Raw genomic sequence first — 15,248 nt, forward strand, 5'->3', positions numbered from 1 at the left:
GGTCCGATGCCCCCACCCGGCCACGGCCCGTACCGCGCGGCTCTCGACATGGCCGTCCGACTGCTCGACGAATTCCCGGAGGTGCGCCACGCGACCTCCGACCCCGGCATTCCGTTACTGGCCGCCCTGGTCACCCGGACCGACGACCCGGCCGCGGCGGCGAGCGCCCGGCGCGCGGTGGCCGCCTGGTCCCGGACCGTCGGCCGCGGTCCGTCCCACGACGGTCTGTACGGCGGCGGCCTGGCCGGAACCTTAGTCGGCCTGCGCATGGCCGCCCAGGTCCACCCACCGCTGCACCGCGCCGCCGACCGGCTGCGCGACCACCTCCTGAACCGGGCCTCGGCACGCCCCTGGCGGACGGCGGACGTCGGCCTGCCCGACTACGACCTCATCGGCGGGCCGTCCGGCACACTGCTCGCGCTCTGCGCCGGGACCCCGAAGCCGTCCAACCGTCAACTCCTGCCGTTCGCCGCCCACTTGGCGGCGCTGTGCGACAGCGACGAGCTGCGCCGGCTGCACACCGGCCAGTACGCCGGCCATCCGCGACTGGGCTGGCTCCAGGGCCGGGTGAACACCGGGATGGGTCATGGCGTGGCGGGACTCGCCGCCGGGCTCACCGCGACGGTCCGCCGCACCGGGCCACGACCGATCCTGACGGCCGCCCTGCGCCGCGTCACCCGCTGGCTCGTACGGCAGTCCTTCGACGACGCCCGGTCCGTCCGGAGCTGGGACGGCGCCGGCCTCGACGGCCCGCCGCCCGCCGGGGCACGCGCCCGGCAGGCCTGGTGTTACGGCACCCCCGGCGTCACCTGGGCCCTCTGGGACGCGTCCGACGCGCTGGGCGACCGGGCGACGGCCGACTGGGCGGCGTCCGCCTTCACCACCCTCGCGGAGCGGTACGACGAGGACTTCCATCTCTTCGGCGATCCCCTGACGGATCAGCTCGCGCTGTGCCACGGCGCGGCGGGCGTGCTGGCCGTCGCGGACGCCTTCCACCGGTGGGCCCGGCTGCCGGCCGCCGCCGCGCTCGGCGCCCGGCTCGCCGAGCACCTGAGCACACGACTGCCGGCCGCCCTCGCCCCCGGCGTCCCGCAGGCCTCCCTGCTCGAAGGCGCCCCGGGCGCGCTCAGCGCCCTGCTCACCGCCACCCACGACACCCCGCGCGACTGGCTGCCCTGCCTCGGCCTGCGGTAGCGGACACCGCTCACCGCTGCCGCAGCGCGAACCACAGCTCCGTCCGTACGTCCATGTCGTCCAGGTCCGCGTCCAGCAGGGCCGCGCAGCGGGCGATGCGCTGACGGACCGTGTTGCGGTGGATCCGCAGGGCCGCGGCCGTGCGGTCCCAGCTGCCGTGGAGGCTCAGCCAGCAGCGCAGGGTCTCGCTCAGGGGCTCGGTGAGCGGGGCGAGGAGCGCACGGGCGTGGGCCTCGGCCCGGTCGGCGGGGACCAGGGCGGCCAGGCCGGTTCCGGTGTCGGTGTGGTGGTGGGCCAGCGGGGTGCGGGTCGCGACGGCGCGGCCCAGGGCATGGGCGGCCTGGCCGTCGGCGAGGTCGAGCGCGGTGATGGGGGCGGGGGCGGACGCGCCGAGGGTCCACCCCGGCTGCGGGGTGATCCGGTCGGCGCCGGGGACCAGTACCCGTACGGCGTCGCCGCCCCGGCCCGCGTCGACCAGGGCCGAACCGAGGGCGGCGCCCAGTGCCCCGGTGGTGAGCGGGTCCACCGGGCCGTCGCCGCTGCGGCGCGCGTGCACCACCGTCCACTGCTCGGCGCCACCGAGCAGCGGTGCGACGTCCTGCGGGTCCGCACCCAACAGCATCCGTACCAGGGCGGCCGACCGGCCCGCGGCGTCGGCGCCCTGATGCGGGGCGGCCAGCAGCGAGAGCAGGACGACCGCGACCCCGGCGATGGTGTGGTCGCCCGCCTCGCGCCGGTCCGTCGCCAGCGCCAGGACGAGCCCCTGCCCGCCGCCCAGCGCGTACGCGGAGAGATGGGTGTCCCGCAGTGTGTCGGTGGCGGACGTCGGGGCGGGGCGCGCCCCGGCGGCGACCACCCGGGTGAGCCTGGCCAGCGCCGCCCCGACGTCGGGGGCGGGGCGGCGGCCCGCGGCGTGCAGCTCCTCGCCGTCCGCGGCGAGCAGCGCCGCCCGGCCCTCCAGCTGGGCCGCCAGCTGGTGCAGCACCGCCGGGACCGGGTCCGGCCGGGCCGCCGCCGTGGCCAGGGCCTGCTGGGCGCGCGTCACCCGGCGCAGCTCGCGGTGCCGGGCCTCGGCCATCAGCCGCCACACCGCACGGGCGACAGCCGTGAACGGGGTCTCGGGCGGCACCTCCAGCAGCGGCAGGCCGTGCCGGTCGCACGCCTCGATCAGCTCCCGCGGCACCGTGTCGAACACCGGCGTCACCCCGAAGCCGAGCGCCGCCGCCCCCGCCTCCACCAGCCGGGCCACGAACGCGTCCGGGTCCTTCAGCAGCACCCCGGCGCTCAGCAGCAGCTCACCGCCGAGCAGATACGGGTACGGGTCGGCCATCTCCGAGGTGTGCACCCACAGCAGATCAGCCTCGGCCGGACCCGCGATACGGCGAAGTCCCAGCTCTTCGTGGGCGAGCAGCTCGCCGAGCGGGATCGGGGGAGTGGGCGGCGGGGTCGGCCCGCCCGAGGTTTCCGGCATGGACGGTCCATCCATCAGAGACTTCAATTATGGATGAAACGTACTCTTCAGCGCCGCTTGCGAGCCACCTACCGTCTTCTTCACGTAAGACATGTGCACTTGTGACCGAAACGGAGGAAGCCCATGGCTGTCGACTACGCGGTGATCATCATTTATCTGGCCGGCATGCTCGCCATGGGCTGGTGGGGCATGCGCCGCGCCAAGTCCAAGAGCGAGTTCCTGGTGGCGGGCCGCAGGCTCGGTCCCGGGATGTACTCCGGCACCATGGCCGCCATCGTCCTCGGCGGTGCCTCCACCATCGGCGGCGTCGGCCTCGGTTACCAGTACGGACTCTCCGGCGCCTGGATGGTCTTCACCATCGGACTCGGGCTGCTCGCCCTGTCCGTCTTCTTCTCCGCGCGGATCGCCCGGCTGAAGGTCTACACCGTCTCCGAGATGCTCGACCTGCGCTACGGCGGCCGGGCCGGGATCATCTCCGGCGTCGTGATGTGGGCGTACACGCTGATGCTCGCGGTCACCTCGACCATCGCGTACGCCACCATCTTCGACGTCCTCTTCGATCTGAACCGGATCGTCGCGATCGTCCTCGGCGGCGCCATCGTCGTCGCGTACTCCACGCTCGGCGGCATGTGGTCGATCACGCTCACCGACATGGTGCAGTTCGTCGTCAAGACCATCGGTGTGCTGCTGCTCCTGCTGCCCATCGCGGTGATCAAGGCGGGCGGCTTCAGCGAGATGAAGGCGAAGCTGCCCACCGAGTACTTCGACCCGCTCGGCATCGGCGGCGAGACGATCTTCACCTATGTGCTGATCTACACCTTCGGCATGCTGATCGGCCAGGACATCTGGCAGCGGGTGTTCACCGCCCGCAGCGACAAGGTCGCCCGCATCGGCGGCACCGTCGCAGGTACCTACTGCCTCGTCTACGCCATCGCCGGCGCCGTCATCGGCACCGCCGCGAAGGTCATGTACCCGACGCTGCCCAGCGCCGACTCCGCGTTCGCGACCATCGTCAAGGACGAGCTGCCCATCGGCGTGCGCGGGCTGGTGCTGGCCGCCGCGCTGGCCGCCGTGATGTCCACCTCCTCCGGCGCGCTGATCGCCTGTGCCACCGTCGCCAACAACGACATCTGGTCCCGGCTGCGGGGCGCGGTGTCCCGGGGCGGCGGGGGCGAGGAACACGACGAGGTGAAGGGCAACCGCGTCTTCATCCTCGTCATGGGCATCGCCGTCATCGTGATCGCCATCGCGCTCAACAACGTCGTCGAGGCCCTGACCGTCGCGTACAACCTGCTCGTCGGCGGCCTGCTGGTGCCGATCCTCGGCGGTCTGCTGTGGCGCCGGGGCACCGCGGCGGGCGCGCTGGCCGCGGTGTCGGTCGGCGGCATCGCGGTGATCGGCCTGATGGCGGCGTACGGAATCCTCGCCAACGAACCGGTCTACTACGGTCTGCTGGCCTCGCTCGCGGTGTATGTGATCGTTTCCCTGGCGACGAAGCCGACCGACGCGGCCGTGCTGGCGGCCTGGCGCGAGCGGCTCGCGGGGCGGGGCACGGACGTGGAGGAGCCGGCGGGCGAACCGGTCACCACGTAACGGCCGCCAGGCCATCGAGCGCGGGGCGGGTCCGGTCCGGATCCCGCCCCCGCACACCGAACAACGCATGAAACCCGAAGGAAAGGCACTTCACATGAGCAGCAACGAAACGCCGCGCGGTCCCGTCGACTCCTCCCGCGTCCCGCGGTACGCCGGACCCGCGACCTTCGCCCGGCTGCCCCGCCTCGACGAGGTCCCCGCCGCCGATGTCGCCGTCGTCGGCGTGCCCTTCGACACCGGTGTCTCCTACCGCCCCGGCGCCCGCTTCGGCGGCAACGCGATCCGTGAGGCCTCGCGCCTGCTGCGCCCGTACAACCCCGCGCAGGACGCCTCGCCGTTCGCGCTCGCACAGGTCGCCGACGCCGGTGACATCGCCGCGAACCCGTTCAACATCAACGAGGCCGTCGAGACGATCGAGGCCGCGGCCGACGATCTGCTCTCCACCGGCGCCCGCATGATGACGCTCGGCGGCGACCACACCATCGCGCTGCCGCTGCTGCGCTCCGTCGCCAAGAAGCACGGCCCGGTCGCGCTGCTCCACTTCGACGCGCACCTCGACACCTGGGACACCTACTTCGGTGCCGAGTACACCCACGGCACCCCGTTCCGCCGTGCCGTCGAGGAGGGCATCCTCGACACCTCCGCGCTCTCCCACGTCGGCACCCGCGGCCCGCTCTACGGCAAGCAGGACCTGGACGACGACGCGAAGATGGGCTTCGGCATCGTCACCTCCGCCGATGTCATGCGGCGCGGCGTCGACGAGGTCGCCGACCAGCTGCGCCAGCGCATCGGCGACCGGCCGCTCTACATCTCCATCGACATCGACGTCCTGGACCCGGCGCACGCGCCCGGCACCGGCACCCCCGAGGCCGGCGGCCTGACCTCCCGCGAGCTCCTCGAAATCGTCCGCGGGCTGTCCTCCTGCAACCTCGTCTCCGCCGACCTGGTCGAGGTCGCCCCCGCGTACGACCACGCCGAGATCACCTCCGTCGCCGCCTCCCACACGGCGTACGAGCTGACGACGATCATGTCCCGCCAGATCGCAGAGGCCCGCACGAAGTGAGCCACGACCACCACGACGAACGGCCGCGGCTCACCCCCGAGCAGATCGCGTCCGCCCTGAACCCCCCGGCCGGACGCAACGGCGGCGATCTCGTCGTCGAGACCCTCCAGGGCCTCGGCGCGACCACCGTCTTCGGCCTGCCCGGTCAGCACGCGCTCGGCATGTTCGACGCGCTGCGCCGCTCCTCGCTGTCGTACATCGGACTGCGTGTCGAGAACAACGCGGGTTTCGCCGCCGACGCGTACGGCCGGGTCACCGGGGAAGTGGCTCCGCTGCTGCTCTCCACCGGACCGGGCGCCCTCACCTCCCTCGCCGCGCTCCAGGAGGCGGCGGCGGCCTCCGCGCCCGTGCTGGCGATCTCCAGCCAGATCCCGACCGCGGGCCTGGGCGGCGGACGCCACGGCTACCTGCACGAGCTGCGGGACCAGAAGGCGTCGTTCCGCGACGTCGTGAAGTCGGTCCACACCGTCCGTACCGCCTCCCAGATCCCGTCGGCCATCGCCGCCGCCTGGGAGTCCGCGCTGACCGCCCCGCACGGCCCGGTCTGGATCGAGATCCCGCAGGACGTACTCCTGGCGGAGACCACTCTGCCGGTCGTCACGGCGATGGACGCCACCCCGCGCGAACTGCACGCCCGTCCCGAACTGACCGCCGTGGCGGCCGACCTGCTGTCGAAGGCCGAGCGTCCGGCGATCATCGCGGGCGGCGGAGTCGTACGGTCCGACGCCTCCGGCAAGCTGCTGGCCCTCGCGGAGAAGCTCGACGCACCCGTCGTCACCACCTTCGGCGGCAAGGGCGCCTTCCCGTGGGAGCACCCGCTCTCCCTCCAGTCCTGGCTGGAGGACCGCTACACGACGGACTTCCTGGAGTCCGCCGACGTGCTGCTGGTCGTCGGCTCCGGACTCGGTGAACTCTCCTCGAACTACCACACGTTCGCCCCGCGCGGCCGGGTGATCCAGATCGAGGCCGACGCCGGGAAGCTGGAGTCCAACCACCCCGCGCTCGGCATCCACGCCGACGCCCGCGAGGCGCTCTGCGACCTCCTCGAAGCGGTCGACCGCCGCGAGGACCCGTCGGCGCCGGACCGGGTCCGTACGGTCCTCGAAGCGGTACGGGACAGGATCGCCGCCCAGGAACTCACCCTGGAGCAGCGGCTCATCGCCTCGGTCCGCGAGGCGCTGCCCGACACGTCCCCCAGCTTCTGGGACATGACGATCCTCGCCTACTGGGCCTGGTCCGCCTTCGACGCCCGCCACCCGAACACGATGCACTCGGCCCAGGGCGCGGGCGGCCTCGGCTACGGCTTCCCGGCCGCGCTCGGCGCGGCGGCGGCCGACCGTACGAGGCCGGTCCTCGCGGTCTCCGGGGACGGCGGCGCGATGTACTCGATCGCGGAGCTGGCCACGGCCCGTCAGTACGACCTCCCGGTCACCTGGCTGATCGTCGACGACGGCGGCTACGGCATCCTGCGCGAATACATGACGGGCGCCTTCGGCGAGGCCACGGCGACGGAGCTCTCCCGCCCCGACTTCGTCGCCCTCGCCGAGTCGTTCGGCGTCCCGGCCCTCCGTACGACCCCCGAGACGCTCGCCGCCGACCTGGCGAAGTCCTTCGCCCGGCCCGGCCCTTCGGTGGTCGTGCTCCCGGCCCTGCTGAGGATGTTCGAGCCGACGCATCTGTAGACACCGGCCTGCTGCCCGCCCGCTCACCCGGCCCCGGGTGCGCGGGCGGGGTTCAGCGGGTTCAGCTGCGGAGCGGGTGCTCCTTCGCGATGAGTGCCGCCTGGTCCTCCCTGCCCCGGTGGAAATCCGGCCGCTCGTCGGGATGGAGGCTGGTGGGCACGTTCTTCGCCGGTGGCAGGAAGTCGGTCAGCGACCGGAAGACCGGGTCCGCCGCCGCTCCCCGGCCGCGGATCCGGGCCTGCACCAGGTAGTGGACGATCTCCCGCAGGGGCTCCCGCAGCTGGGGTTCCGGCCGCGCGGCGGCCTTCTCCGCGGCTCCCGGCTGTCCCAGCCCATGGTGTTCGTTCTGCGCGAGCCTCTGCAGGGCCGCGACCGCCGCGTAGAGCCGACCGCAGCGGTATGCCTCGGCATGCCGGACCGGCTGAGCGCTCGTCAAGGTTCTCCCTCGGTCAATGTGCCGGGTCGCACCCGGTGACCGATACCCGCGCGTGACGGGCGACGAACCGCACAGCCCGCAATGCACAACTTTCCGGTCGGTCATGAGTCGTTACTCACGGGTGCGCCGGGAGCGCACCGTACCGATCCACTCATGGGGGAGAGGCCGCATGAAAGAACAGCCCTGCATATCCCGTCGCGCAAAGGCCGCGCTGTCCGTCGCGCTCGCCGCGGGCGTGCTCGCACCCGTGGCGCTCGGCGCCGCGCCCGCGGCGGCGGCGACGCCGACGGTGAGCTGCACGTCCGGCAAGGCCGGGCTCGCGGCGAAGCTGACGAAGGACATCACCGCCGCGCTCAAGGGCCGGAAGTCGACGACGGCCGTGGCGCTCTACGACCGGAAGACCAAGACCAACTGCTCCCTGCGGGCGACCACCAAGTACGACTCCGCCAGCGTCGTGAAGGCGACCGTGCTGGCGACGCTGCTCTGGGACAACAAGAAGCACAACCGCTATCTCACCCAGCGCGAGACCAACCTCGCCACCGCCATGATCACCAAGTCCGACAACAACGCGACCACCAGCCTGTGGAAGCAGCTCGGGGCGACCAAGGTCAAGGCGTTCCTCAAGGCCGCCGGGATGACCCACACCGTGCCCGGCTCCGGTGGCTACTGGGGGCTGACCCAGATCACCGCCCAGGACGAGCTGCGGCTGCTGACCCTGCTGACCGCCAAGAACTCCGTGCTGAGCGACAACGCGCGCTCCTACGAGCTGGGCCTGATGCGCAAGGTGATCTCCTCGCAGCGCTGGGGCACGCCCGCCGGAGCCCCGTCCGGGGCGACCGTCCAGGTCAAGAACGGCTGGCTGCCGCGCGCCACCCACGGCTGGCGGGTGCACAGCATCGGTGCCTTCACGGGCAAGGGGCACGATTACGGGATCACCGTGCTCACGCAGGACAACAAGACGATGAACGACGGCATCAACACCATCCAGGCCGTCGCCCGCGCCGTGCACAAGGACCTCAACCCGGCCGTCGCCGCGAAGACGACCTCGACCGTCGCCCCGCCCGCCGCCCCGCAGGAAGCGGTGCCCGCGGTACCGGAGGCCCCGGCGGTACGCATGCTCACCGCGACGCAGCGGTCGTAGCGCCTGCCGACGGGCCCGCCGGTCCTACGCCGGTCGTCGCACGCCCCTACGCCGATAGCACTGTCTTCGGCCCCGTCTTTGTAACGGCGGGATGAAATCCGCTGCCCAGCGCGTTGGTGCCTTCCGGTAGACCATGTCTGACGGGAGGCACCGGTGACGGACGCAGGGGACGTACAGAGCGCGACACAGGCCCCGGGCTGGGCCCGGCGGCTGTGCGGCTACGCATGGCGCTATCGACGCAATGTGCTGCTGGCGCTCGGCTCGTCGCTCGCGGGAATGGCGGTGATGGCCCTCGTCCCGCTGATCACCAAGGTGATCATCGACGACGTCGTCGTCGGCCACACGCGGTCCCTCGCGGTCTGGACCGGGCTCCTCGTGGTCGCCGCCGGGCTGGTGTACATATCCACGTACATCCGCCGGTACTACGGTGGCCGGCTGGCCCTCGACGTGCAGCACGACCTCCGTACCGAGATGTACGGGACGATCACCCGCCTCGACGGGAAACGGCAGGACGAGCTGTCCACCGGCCAGGTCGTCGGGCGCGCCACCAGCGACCTGCAACTGATCCAGGGACTTCTGTTCATGCTCCCGATGACGATCGGGAACGTACTGCTCTTCATCATCTCCCTGGTGATCATGGCGTGGCTCTCGCCGCTGCTCACCCTGGTCGCGGTCGCCGTGGCCCCCGCCCTCTGGTTCATCGCCCGCCGCTCCCGCGCCCGGCTCTTCCCCGCCACCTGGTACGCCCAGGGACAGGCCGCCGCCGTCGCCGGAGTCGTCGACGGGGCCGTCTCCGGGGTCCGGGTCGTCAAGGGGTTCGGGCAGGAGGAGCAGGAGACCGGCAAGCTGCGCGAGGTCGGGCGGAAGCTCTTCGCCGGACGGCTGCGGACGATCCGGCTGAACTCCCGCTACACCCCCGCCCTCCAGGCCGTCCCCGCGCTCGGCCAGGTCGCGATGCTGGCCCTCGGCGGCTGGCTCGCCACCCGGGGCGAGATCACCCTCGGCACCTTCGTCGCGTTCTCCACCTACCTCGCCCAGCTCGTCGGCCCGGTCCGGATGCTCGCCATGGTCCTCACCGTCGGACAGCAGGCGAGGGCAGGCGTCGAGCGCGTACTGGAACTGATCGACACCGAGCCGACCATGAAGGACGGCACCAAGGAACTCCCGGCCGACGCGCCCGCGAGCGTCGAATTCGACGACGTACGGTTCGGCTACGACGAGGACCGCCCCGTCCTCGACGGCTTCTCGCTGACCATCGAGCCCGGTGAGACCGTCGCCGTCGTCGGCGCCTCCGGCAGCGGCAAGTCCACCGTCTCGCTGCTGCTGCCCCGCTTCTACGACGTGACGCACGGCGCCGTCCTGGTCGGCGGCCACGACGTCCGCGAACTGACCCACGAATCCCTGCGCGCCGCCATCGGCCTCGTACCGGAGGACAGCTTCCTGTTCTCCGACACCATTCGCGCCAACATCGCCTACGGCGTCCCCGACGCCACCCGGGAGCAGATCGAGGAGGCGGCCCGCGCCGCCCAGGCCGACCGGTTCATCGCGGAGCTGCCCGAGGGTTACGACACCAAGGTCGGCGAACACGGACTCACCCTCTCCGGCGGCCAGCGCCAGCGCGTCGCGCTCGCCCGCGCCATCCTCACCGACCCCCGGCTGCTCCTCCTCGACGACGCCACCTCCGCCGTCGACGCCCGCGTCGAGCACGAGATCCACGAGGCGCTGCGCCAGGTGATGGCAGGCCGGACCACCCTGCTGATCGCCCACCGCCGCTCCACCCTCGGCCTCGCCGACCGGATCGCCGTCCTGGAGCACGGCCGGCTCGCCGACATCGGTACGCACGAGGAGCTGGAGCGCCGCTCCCCGCTCTACCGGCGGCTGCTCACCGACCCGGACGAGCTGGGCGGCACCTCGCCCGGACACCAGCGGCCGACCACCGCCGCCGACACGACCCCCGACGACGACCGCGCGCTCCAGGAGGAACTGGACGCCGAGTTCGACGCCGAGCGCGGCATAAGCCCCCACCTGTGGGTCCGCAAGGAGGAGCCGCGCGACACCGGGGCGGCCGGCATGCCCGCCACCCCCGAGCTGCTCGCCCAGGTCGAGGCGCTGCCGCCCGCCACCGACACCCCCGACATCGACGAGGCGCGGGCCGTCGGCGCCGAGAACTCGTACGGGCTGCGCAGGCTGCTGCGCGGCTTCGGGCTGCCGCTGCTGGTGAGCCTGGCGCTGGTCGCGGTCGACGCGGGCGCCGGTCTGCTGCTGCCGGTACTGATCCGGCACGGCATCGACCAGGGCGTCTCGCAGCTGGCGCTCGGCGCGGTCTGGGCGGCGTCCGCGCTGGCCCTCGTGGTCGTCCTGGTGCAGTGGGCCGCCCAGATCGGCGAGACCCGGATGACGGGCCGCACCGGCGAGCGGGTGCTGTACTCACTGCGGCTGAAGATCTTCGCGCAGCTCCAGCGGCTCGGCCTGGACTACTACGAGCGCGAGCTGACCGGCCGGATCATGACCCGGATGACGACGGACGTGGACGCGCTGTCGACGTTCCTGCAGACCGGACTGGTCACGGCCTTCGTCTCCGTCGTCACCTTCTTCGGCATCATGGTCGCGCTGCTGGTCCTGGACGTGCAGCTGGCCCTCGTCGTCTTCGCGACGCTGCCGGCGCTGGTCGTCGGTACGTTCTTCTTCCGCCGCAGGAGCGTCAAGGCGTACGAGCTGGCCCGCGAGCGCATCAGCGTCGTCAACGCCGACCTCCAGGAGTCCGTCTCCGGGCTGCGGATCGTGCAGGCGTTCCGCCGCGAGCGCGACGGCGCCGACCGGTTCGCGGAGCGCAGCGACCACTACCGCGAGGCCAGGGTCCGCGGCCAGTGGCTGATCTCGGTCTACTTCCCGTTCGTGCAGCTGCTGTCGTCGGTGGCCGCGGCCGCCGTCCTGATCGTCGGCGCGGGCCGGGTCGACAACGGCACGCTGACCACCGGTGCGCTGGTCGCGTACCTGCTCTACATCGATCTGTTCTTCGCCCCGGTGCAGCAGCTCTCCCAGGTCTTCGACGGCTACCAGCAGGCCACCGTCTCCCTCGGCCGCATCCAGGAACTGCTGCGCGAGCCGACCTCCACCGACGCCGTGGACGAACCGCTGGACGTGCTCTCGCTGCGCGGCGAGATCGCCTTCGAGGACGTGTCCTTCGCGTACGGCTCCGGCGACGACGCCGAGGAGGCCCTCATCGGCGTCGACCTGCGGATACCGGCCGGACAGACGGTCGCGTTCGTCGGCGAGACCGGCGCGGGGAAGTCCACCCTCGTCAAGCTCGTCGCCCGCTTCTACGACCCGACGGGCGGCCGGGTCACCGCGGACGGCACCGATCTGCGCCGCCTCGACCTCACCGCGTACCGGCACCGGCTCGGCGTCGTGCCGCAGGAGGCGTACCTCTTCGCCGGTACGGTCCGCGACGCCATCGCCTACGGGCGGCCCGAGGCCACCGACGCCGCGGTGGAGGCGGCGGCGCGGGCGGTCGGCGCCCACGACATGATCGCCACCCTGGACGGCGGCTATCTGCACGAGGTCGCCGAGCGGGGCCGCAACCTCTCGGCCGGTCAGCGCCAGCTGATCGCCCTGGCCCGAGCCGAACTCGTCGACCCGGACATCCTGCTGCTCGACGAGGCGACCGCCTCGCTGGACCTCGCCAGCGAGGCCCTGGTCAACCAGGCGACCGACCGGCTCACGGGCCGCCGCACCACCCTGGTCGTCGCCCACCGGCTGACCACGGCCGCCCGCGCCGACCGGGTCGTGGTGATGGACCACGGCCGGGTCGTCGAGGACGGCACGCACGACGAACTCCTGGCCGGGGAAGGGCACTACGCCGTGCTGTGGCGCACGTTCATCGGGGAGGACGAGCCCGCGGGGGTGTGAGCGCCGGGCCCGTCCGCCGGGTCACTCGCCGATGCCGGAGATCTTCCCGGTCCGCAGGTCCGAGCGCACGGTCAGGTACGAGTACGTGGGGTGCTTGCCCTCGCTCCAGGTGAGCCGCACCGTCGACCAGGTGTGGCCGGCGGCGCTGTCGCCCCGGGTGACCCGGAAGGCGAGCGGGGTGTTCTGGGCGCGGAGCACCCCGTCCGCGTGGTTGCGCTGCTCCCAGGTGTTCAGCTGGGAGCGCAGGTGAGGGGTCAGATAGAAGGTTCTGAGGGCGGTGGCGAGTCTGCCGCCGTCCTCCGCCGTGACGGCATCGATGTACGCGCCGTAGAAGTGGGCGACCTGCTGGTAGGCGGGGGCGCCGACATCGCTGCGTACCGACGCCGGGGCCGCCGGGGCATGCGGGGCGTGCGGGGCGTGCGCGACCGCCGGGACCGCGGCGGCGGCGGTGAGGAGAGCGGAGGCGAGCAGCGTCCGGCCGATGAGACGTCGGCCGGGGCCCTGTGCGGTGCGGAGTCGAGGCATGACAGTTCCTGCCTTTCGTATGGCTCTGTCCTGTTGGAGCCATGCTGTGGCGATTCGGTTGCGCCGGGGGCGGAGCGCGCCGGATGCAACCTTCGGATGGCCTCCTGCGTCGTACGCATGTATGCGTACGTGCCGAGCAAGGGCGTAAATGTTCGACTGGTGATGAGGTTGCTGGTGATAGCAGGGGTGGGGAAGTCCGGAAAGGTCGAATTGTCCAATGGGGGCGACGGCAGAGGCGGAGACGAAGCCGGGAGCGGAGGGGGGAGCCGCGGTACCCGCCGGATGCTGGTGTGCTCGATCGTCCTGCCGCTGGTGGCCGCCCTCGGCCTGGTGCTCGGCGGCCCCGTGGCCGGCCGCGCCGACGCCGCGACGGTCTGCGCCGGGCGCCCCGCGAAGACGGTCCCGTTCAAGACCGGCGAGCTGCGCGTCTACAAGAACCGCTCCTACGCCTGCGCGACAGCCGTCGCCAAGAAGCCGGGCCCGCGCCGCAGCATGTCCGTGACGATCCAGGCGCGCGGCGGCAGTCCCGTCGTCGACCAGGGCAAATACACCAAGCAGGCCGGCCCGGTGACGGTCCACGCGCTCAACCGGTGCGTCAGGGCCTCGGCCAAGATCTCGGGGAAGTCGGGCTCCACGGGCTGGATCCTCTGCTGACCCACGGGCCGGATCACCCGATCTCTCCGTGCCGACCGGGTCTGGCGGCACAGGTGTCGCCCCGCTAGGTTCACGACGAATGTTGTGATTCCTGGGAGGGCGTATGCGCAAGGCGTTCAGAGGGTTCCTGTCGCTCGCGGTGCTCATCGGCACAGCGGGTGTCACGGGTGCCTCGGCCGGGGCGGCCACCGCCGCGGAACCGGCCGGGTCCCTGAGCCGGTCCGTCAGTGACGACGGCACCGGCACGGACATCAAGGACCGCATCCTGGCCATCCCCGGGATGAGCCTTATCGAGGAGAAGCCCTACGCGGGCTACCGGTACTTCGTCCTCAACTACACCCAGCCGGTCGACCACCGGCACCCGTCCAGGGGCACCTTCCAGCAGCGCATCACCGTGCTGCACAAGGACACCTCCCGCCCGACGGTCTTCTCCACCAGCGGATACAACGTCTCCACGAACCCCGGCCGCGCCGAGCCGACCCGGATCATCGACGGCAACCAGGTCTCCCTGGAGTACCGCTACTTCACCCCCTCCCGCCCGGCGCCCGCCGACTGGTCCAAGCTCGACATCCGGCAGGCCGCCGCCGACCAGCACCGCGTCTTCACCGCGCTGAAGCGGATCTACACCAAGAAGTGGCTGACCACCGGCGTCTCCAAGGGCGGCATGACGGCCACCTACTTCGAGCGCTACTACCCCGAGGACATGGACGGCGTCGTCGCGTACGTCGCGCCCAACGACGTGGTCGACAAGGAGGATTCGGCCTACGACCGGTTCTTCGAGCACGTGGGCACCAAGGAGTGCCGCGACCGGGTGAACGCCGTCCAGCGCGAGGCACTGGTCCGCCGCGGGCCGCTGGAGAAGAAGTACCGGGAGTACGCCGCCGCCCACGGCTACACCTTTGCCACCACCGGCTCGCTCGACAAGGCGTACGAGGCCGTCGTCATGGACTACGTCTGGGCGTACTGGCAGTACAGCCTGCTGTCCGACTGCGACACCATCCCGGCCGACGCCGGGTCCGCCCCCGACCAGGCGATCTGGGACTCCGTCGACTCGATCTCCGGCTTCTCCACCTACACCGACCAGGGCCTTGAGAACTACACCCCGTACTACTACCAGGCGGGCACCCAGCTCGGTTCGCCCACTGTCCGCCAGCCGTGGCTCGGCGGTCTCAGCCGGTACGGATACCAGCCGCCGCGCACCTTCGTGCCGCGCTCCATCCCGATGAAGTTCCAGCCGTCGGTGATGCGCGACGTCGACAACTGGGTGAAGCGTCACGCCGATCGGATGCTGTACGTGTACGGGGAGAACGACCCGTGGGGCGCGGAGCGCTTCCGGCCCGGTGCGGGCTCCCGTGACAGCTATGTCATGACCGTGCCCGGCGGCAACCACGGCGCTGCCGTGGCCGGCCTCACCGAGGACGACAGGGCGAAGGCCACCGCGGCCATCCTGCGCTGGGCGGGTGTCGCCCCGGCCGCCGTGCGGGACGATCCGGCGAAGGCCGAGCCGCTCGCGAAGTTCGACGCGCGGCTCGACGAGCGGGACGTGATGAACGAGCGCGGGCAGCGGCCGTAGCGGTTCT

At 72.0% G+C, this 15,248-nt stretch carries 11 protein-coding genes; 8 read left to right on the top strand and 3 right to left on the bottom strand.

Features of this window, described 5'->3' with window-relative positions:
* Positions 1-6: 6 nt before the first annotated feature.
* A complete protein-coding gene (locus ACFV8T_RS03915) occupies positions 7-1,194 on the top strand; it encodes a lanthionine synthetase LanC family protein (RefSeq protein WP_385324192.1) in 1,188 nt (395 codons plus the stop codon).
* Positions 1,195-1,204: 10 nt separating this feature from the next.
* On the opposite strand, the gene ACFV8T_RS03920 is transcribed toward ACFV8T_RS03915, so the two are convergent.
* The gene (locus ACFV8T_RS03920; RefSeq protein ID WP_385324195.1) at positions 1,205-2,680 is read right to left on the bottom strand and encodes a PucR family transcriptional regulator; all 1,476 of its coding nucleotides are present in this window, start codon (positions 2,678-2,680) and stop codon (positions 1,205-1,207) included.
* Positions 2,681-2,788: 108 nt separating this feature from the next.
* On the opposite strand from ACFV8T_RS03920, the gene ACFV8T_RS03925 reads away from it, so the two are divergent.
* From ACFV8T_RS03925 to ACFV8T_RS03935, 3 genes are all read left to right on the top strand, one after another.
* Positions 2,789-4,258 carry a sodium:solute symporter gene (locus ACFV8T_RS03925; protein ID WP_385324198.1) on the top strand — a complete coding sequence of 490 codons (1,470 nt, stop codon included), beginning with the start codon at positions 2,789-2,791 and terminating at the stop codon, positions 4,256-4,258.
* A gap of 94 nt (positions 4,259-4,352) precedes the next feature.
* Positions 4,353-5,321 (top strand): agmatinase, encoded by a 969-nt coding sequence (gene speB, locus ACFV8T_RS03930; RefSeq protein ID WP_385324200.1) that lies wholly within the window; start codon positions 4,353-4,355, stop codon positions 5,319-5,321.
* Entirely contained in the window at positions 5,318-7,003 is a 1,686-nt protein-coding gene (locus ACFV8T_RS03935) for a thiamine pyrophosphate-binding protein (RefSeq protein WP_385324203.1), read from the top strand. The genes speB and ACFV8T_RS03935 overlap by 4 nt, the downstream gene beginning before the upstream one ends.
* Before the next feature lie 61 nt (positions 7,004-7,064).
* Here ACFV8T_RS03935 and ACFV8T_RS03940 read toward each other — a convergent pair whose 3' ends face one another.
* Positions 7,065-7,439 (bottom strand): hypothetical protein, encoded by a 375-nt coding sequence (locus ACFV8T_RS03940; RefSeq protein WP_385324206.1) that lies wholly within the window; start codon positions 7,437-7,439, stop codon positions 7,065-7,067.
* 169 nt (positions 7,440-7,608) lie between these two features.
* Here ACFV8T_RS03940 and ACFV8T_RS03945 point away from each other — a divergent pair, with 169 nt between their 5' ends.
* Together ACFV8T_RS03945 and ACFV8T_RS03950 are read left to right on the top strand one after the other, a co-directional pair.
* Positions 7,609-8,580, top strand: coding sequence for a serine hydrolase (locus ACFV8T_RS03945; RefSeq protein ID WP_385324208.1), 972 nt, complete (start codon positions 7,609-7,611; stop codon positions 8,578-8,580).
* A 153-nt stretch (positions 8,581-8,733) separates the two neighbouring features.
* Positions 8,734-12,489 carry an ABC transporter ATP-binding protein gene (locus ACFV8T_RS03950; RefSeq protein ID WP_385324211.1) on the top strand — a complete coding sequence of 1,252 codons (3,756 nt, stop codon included), beginning with the start codon at positions 8,734-8,736 and terminating at the stop codon, positions 12,487-12,489.
* Between the two features lie 21 nt (positions 12,490-12,510).
* On the opposite strand, the gene ACFV8T_RS03955 is transcribed toward ACFV8T_RS03950, so the two are convergent.
* On the bottom strand, positions 12,511-13,014 hold the full coding sequence (locus ACFV8T_RS03955) for a hypothetical protein (RefSeq protein WP_385324214.1): 504 nt from the start codon (positions 13,012-13,014) through the stop codon (positions 12,511-12,513).
* Positions 13,015-13,296: 282 nt separating this feature from the next.
* Here ACFV8T_RS03955 and ACFV8T_RS03960 point away from each other — a divergent pair, with 282 nt between their 5' ends.
* Together ACFV8T_RS03960 and ACFV8T_RS03965 are read left to right on the top strand one after the other, a co-directional pair.
* The gene (locus ACFV8T_RS03960; RefSeq protein ID WP_385324216.1) at positions 13,297-13,668 is read left to right on the top strand and encodes a hypothetical protein; all 372 of its coding nucleotides are present in this window, start codon (positions 13,297-13,299) and stop codon (positions 13,666-13,668) included.
* Between the two features lie 103 nt (positions 13,669-13,771).
* Positions 13,772-15,241: a S28 family serine protease gene (locus ACFV8T_RS03965; RefSeq protein WP_385324219.1), complete on the top strand. Its 1,470-nt coding sequence runs from the start codon at positions 13,772-13,774 to the stop codon at positions 15,239-15,241.
* Positions 15,242-15,248: the final 7 nt, after the last annotated feature.

The organism is Streptomyces sp. NPDC059832 (assembly GCF_042731715.1).
GTDB lineage: Bacteria > Actinomycetota > Actinomycetes > Streptomycetales > Streptomycetaceae > Streptomyces.

Excerpts from the sequence above, each read along its gene's own strand:
- ACFV8T_RS03915 (WP_385324192.1), top strand. The coding sequence starts at position 7 with ATGCCCCCACCCGGCCACGGCCCGTACCGCGCGGCTCTCGACATGGCC.
- ACFV8T_RS03920 (WP_385324195.1), bottom strand. The coding sequence starts at position 2,680 with ATGGATGGACCGTCCATGCCGGAAACCTCGGGCGGGCCGACCCCGCCG.
- ACFV8T_RS03925 (WP_385324198.1), top strand. The coding sequence starts at position 2,789 with ATGGCTGTCGACTACGCGGTGATCATCATTTATCTGGCCGGCATGCTC.
- speB (WP_385324200.1), top strand. The coding sequence starts at position 4,353 with ATGAGCAGCAACGAAACGCCGCGCGGTCCCGTCGACTCCTCCCGCGTC.
- ACFV8T_RS03945 (WP_385324208.1), top strand. The coding sequence starts at position 7,609 with ATGAAAGAACAGCCCTGCATATCCCGTCGCGCAAAGGCCGCGCTGTCC.
- ACFV8T_RS03955 (WP_385324214.1), bottom strand. The coding sequence starts at position 13,014 with ATGCCTCGACTCCGCACCGCACAGGGCCCCGGCCGACGTCTCATCGGC.
- ACFV8T_RS03960 (WP_385324216.1), top strand. The coding sequence starts at position 13,297 with ATGCTGGTGTGCTCGATCGTCCTGCCGCTGGTGGCCGCCCTCGGCCTG.
- ACFV8T_RS03965 (WP_385324219.1), top strand. The coding sequence starts at position 13,772 with ATGCGCAAGGCGTTCAGAGGGTTCCTGTCGCTCGCGGTGCTCATCGGC.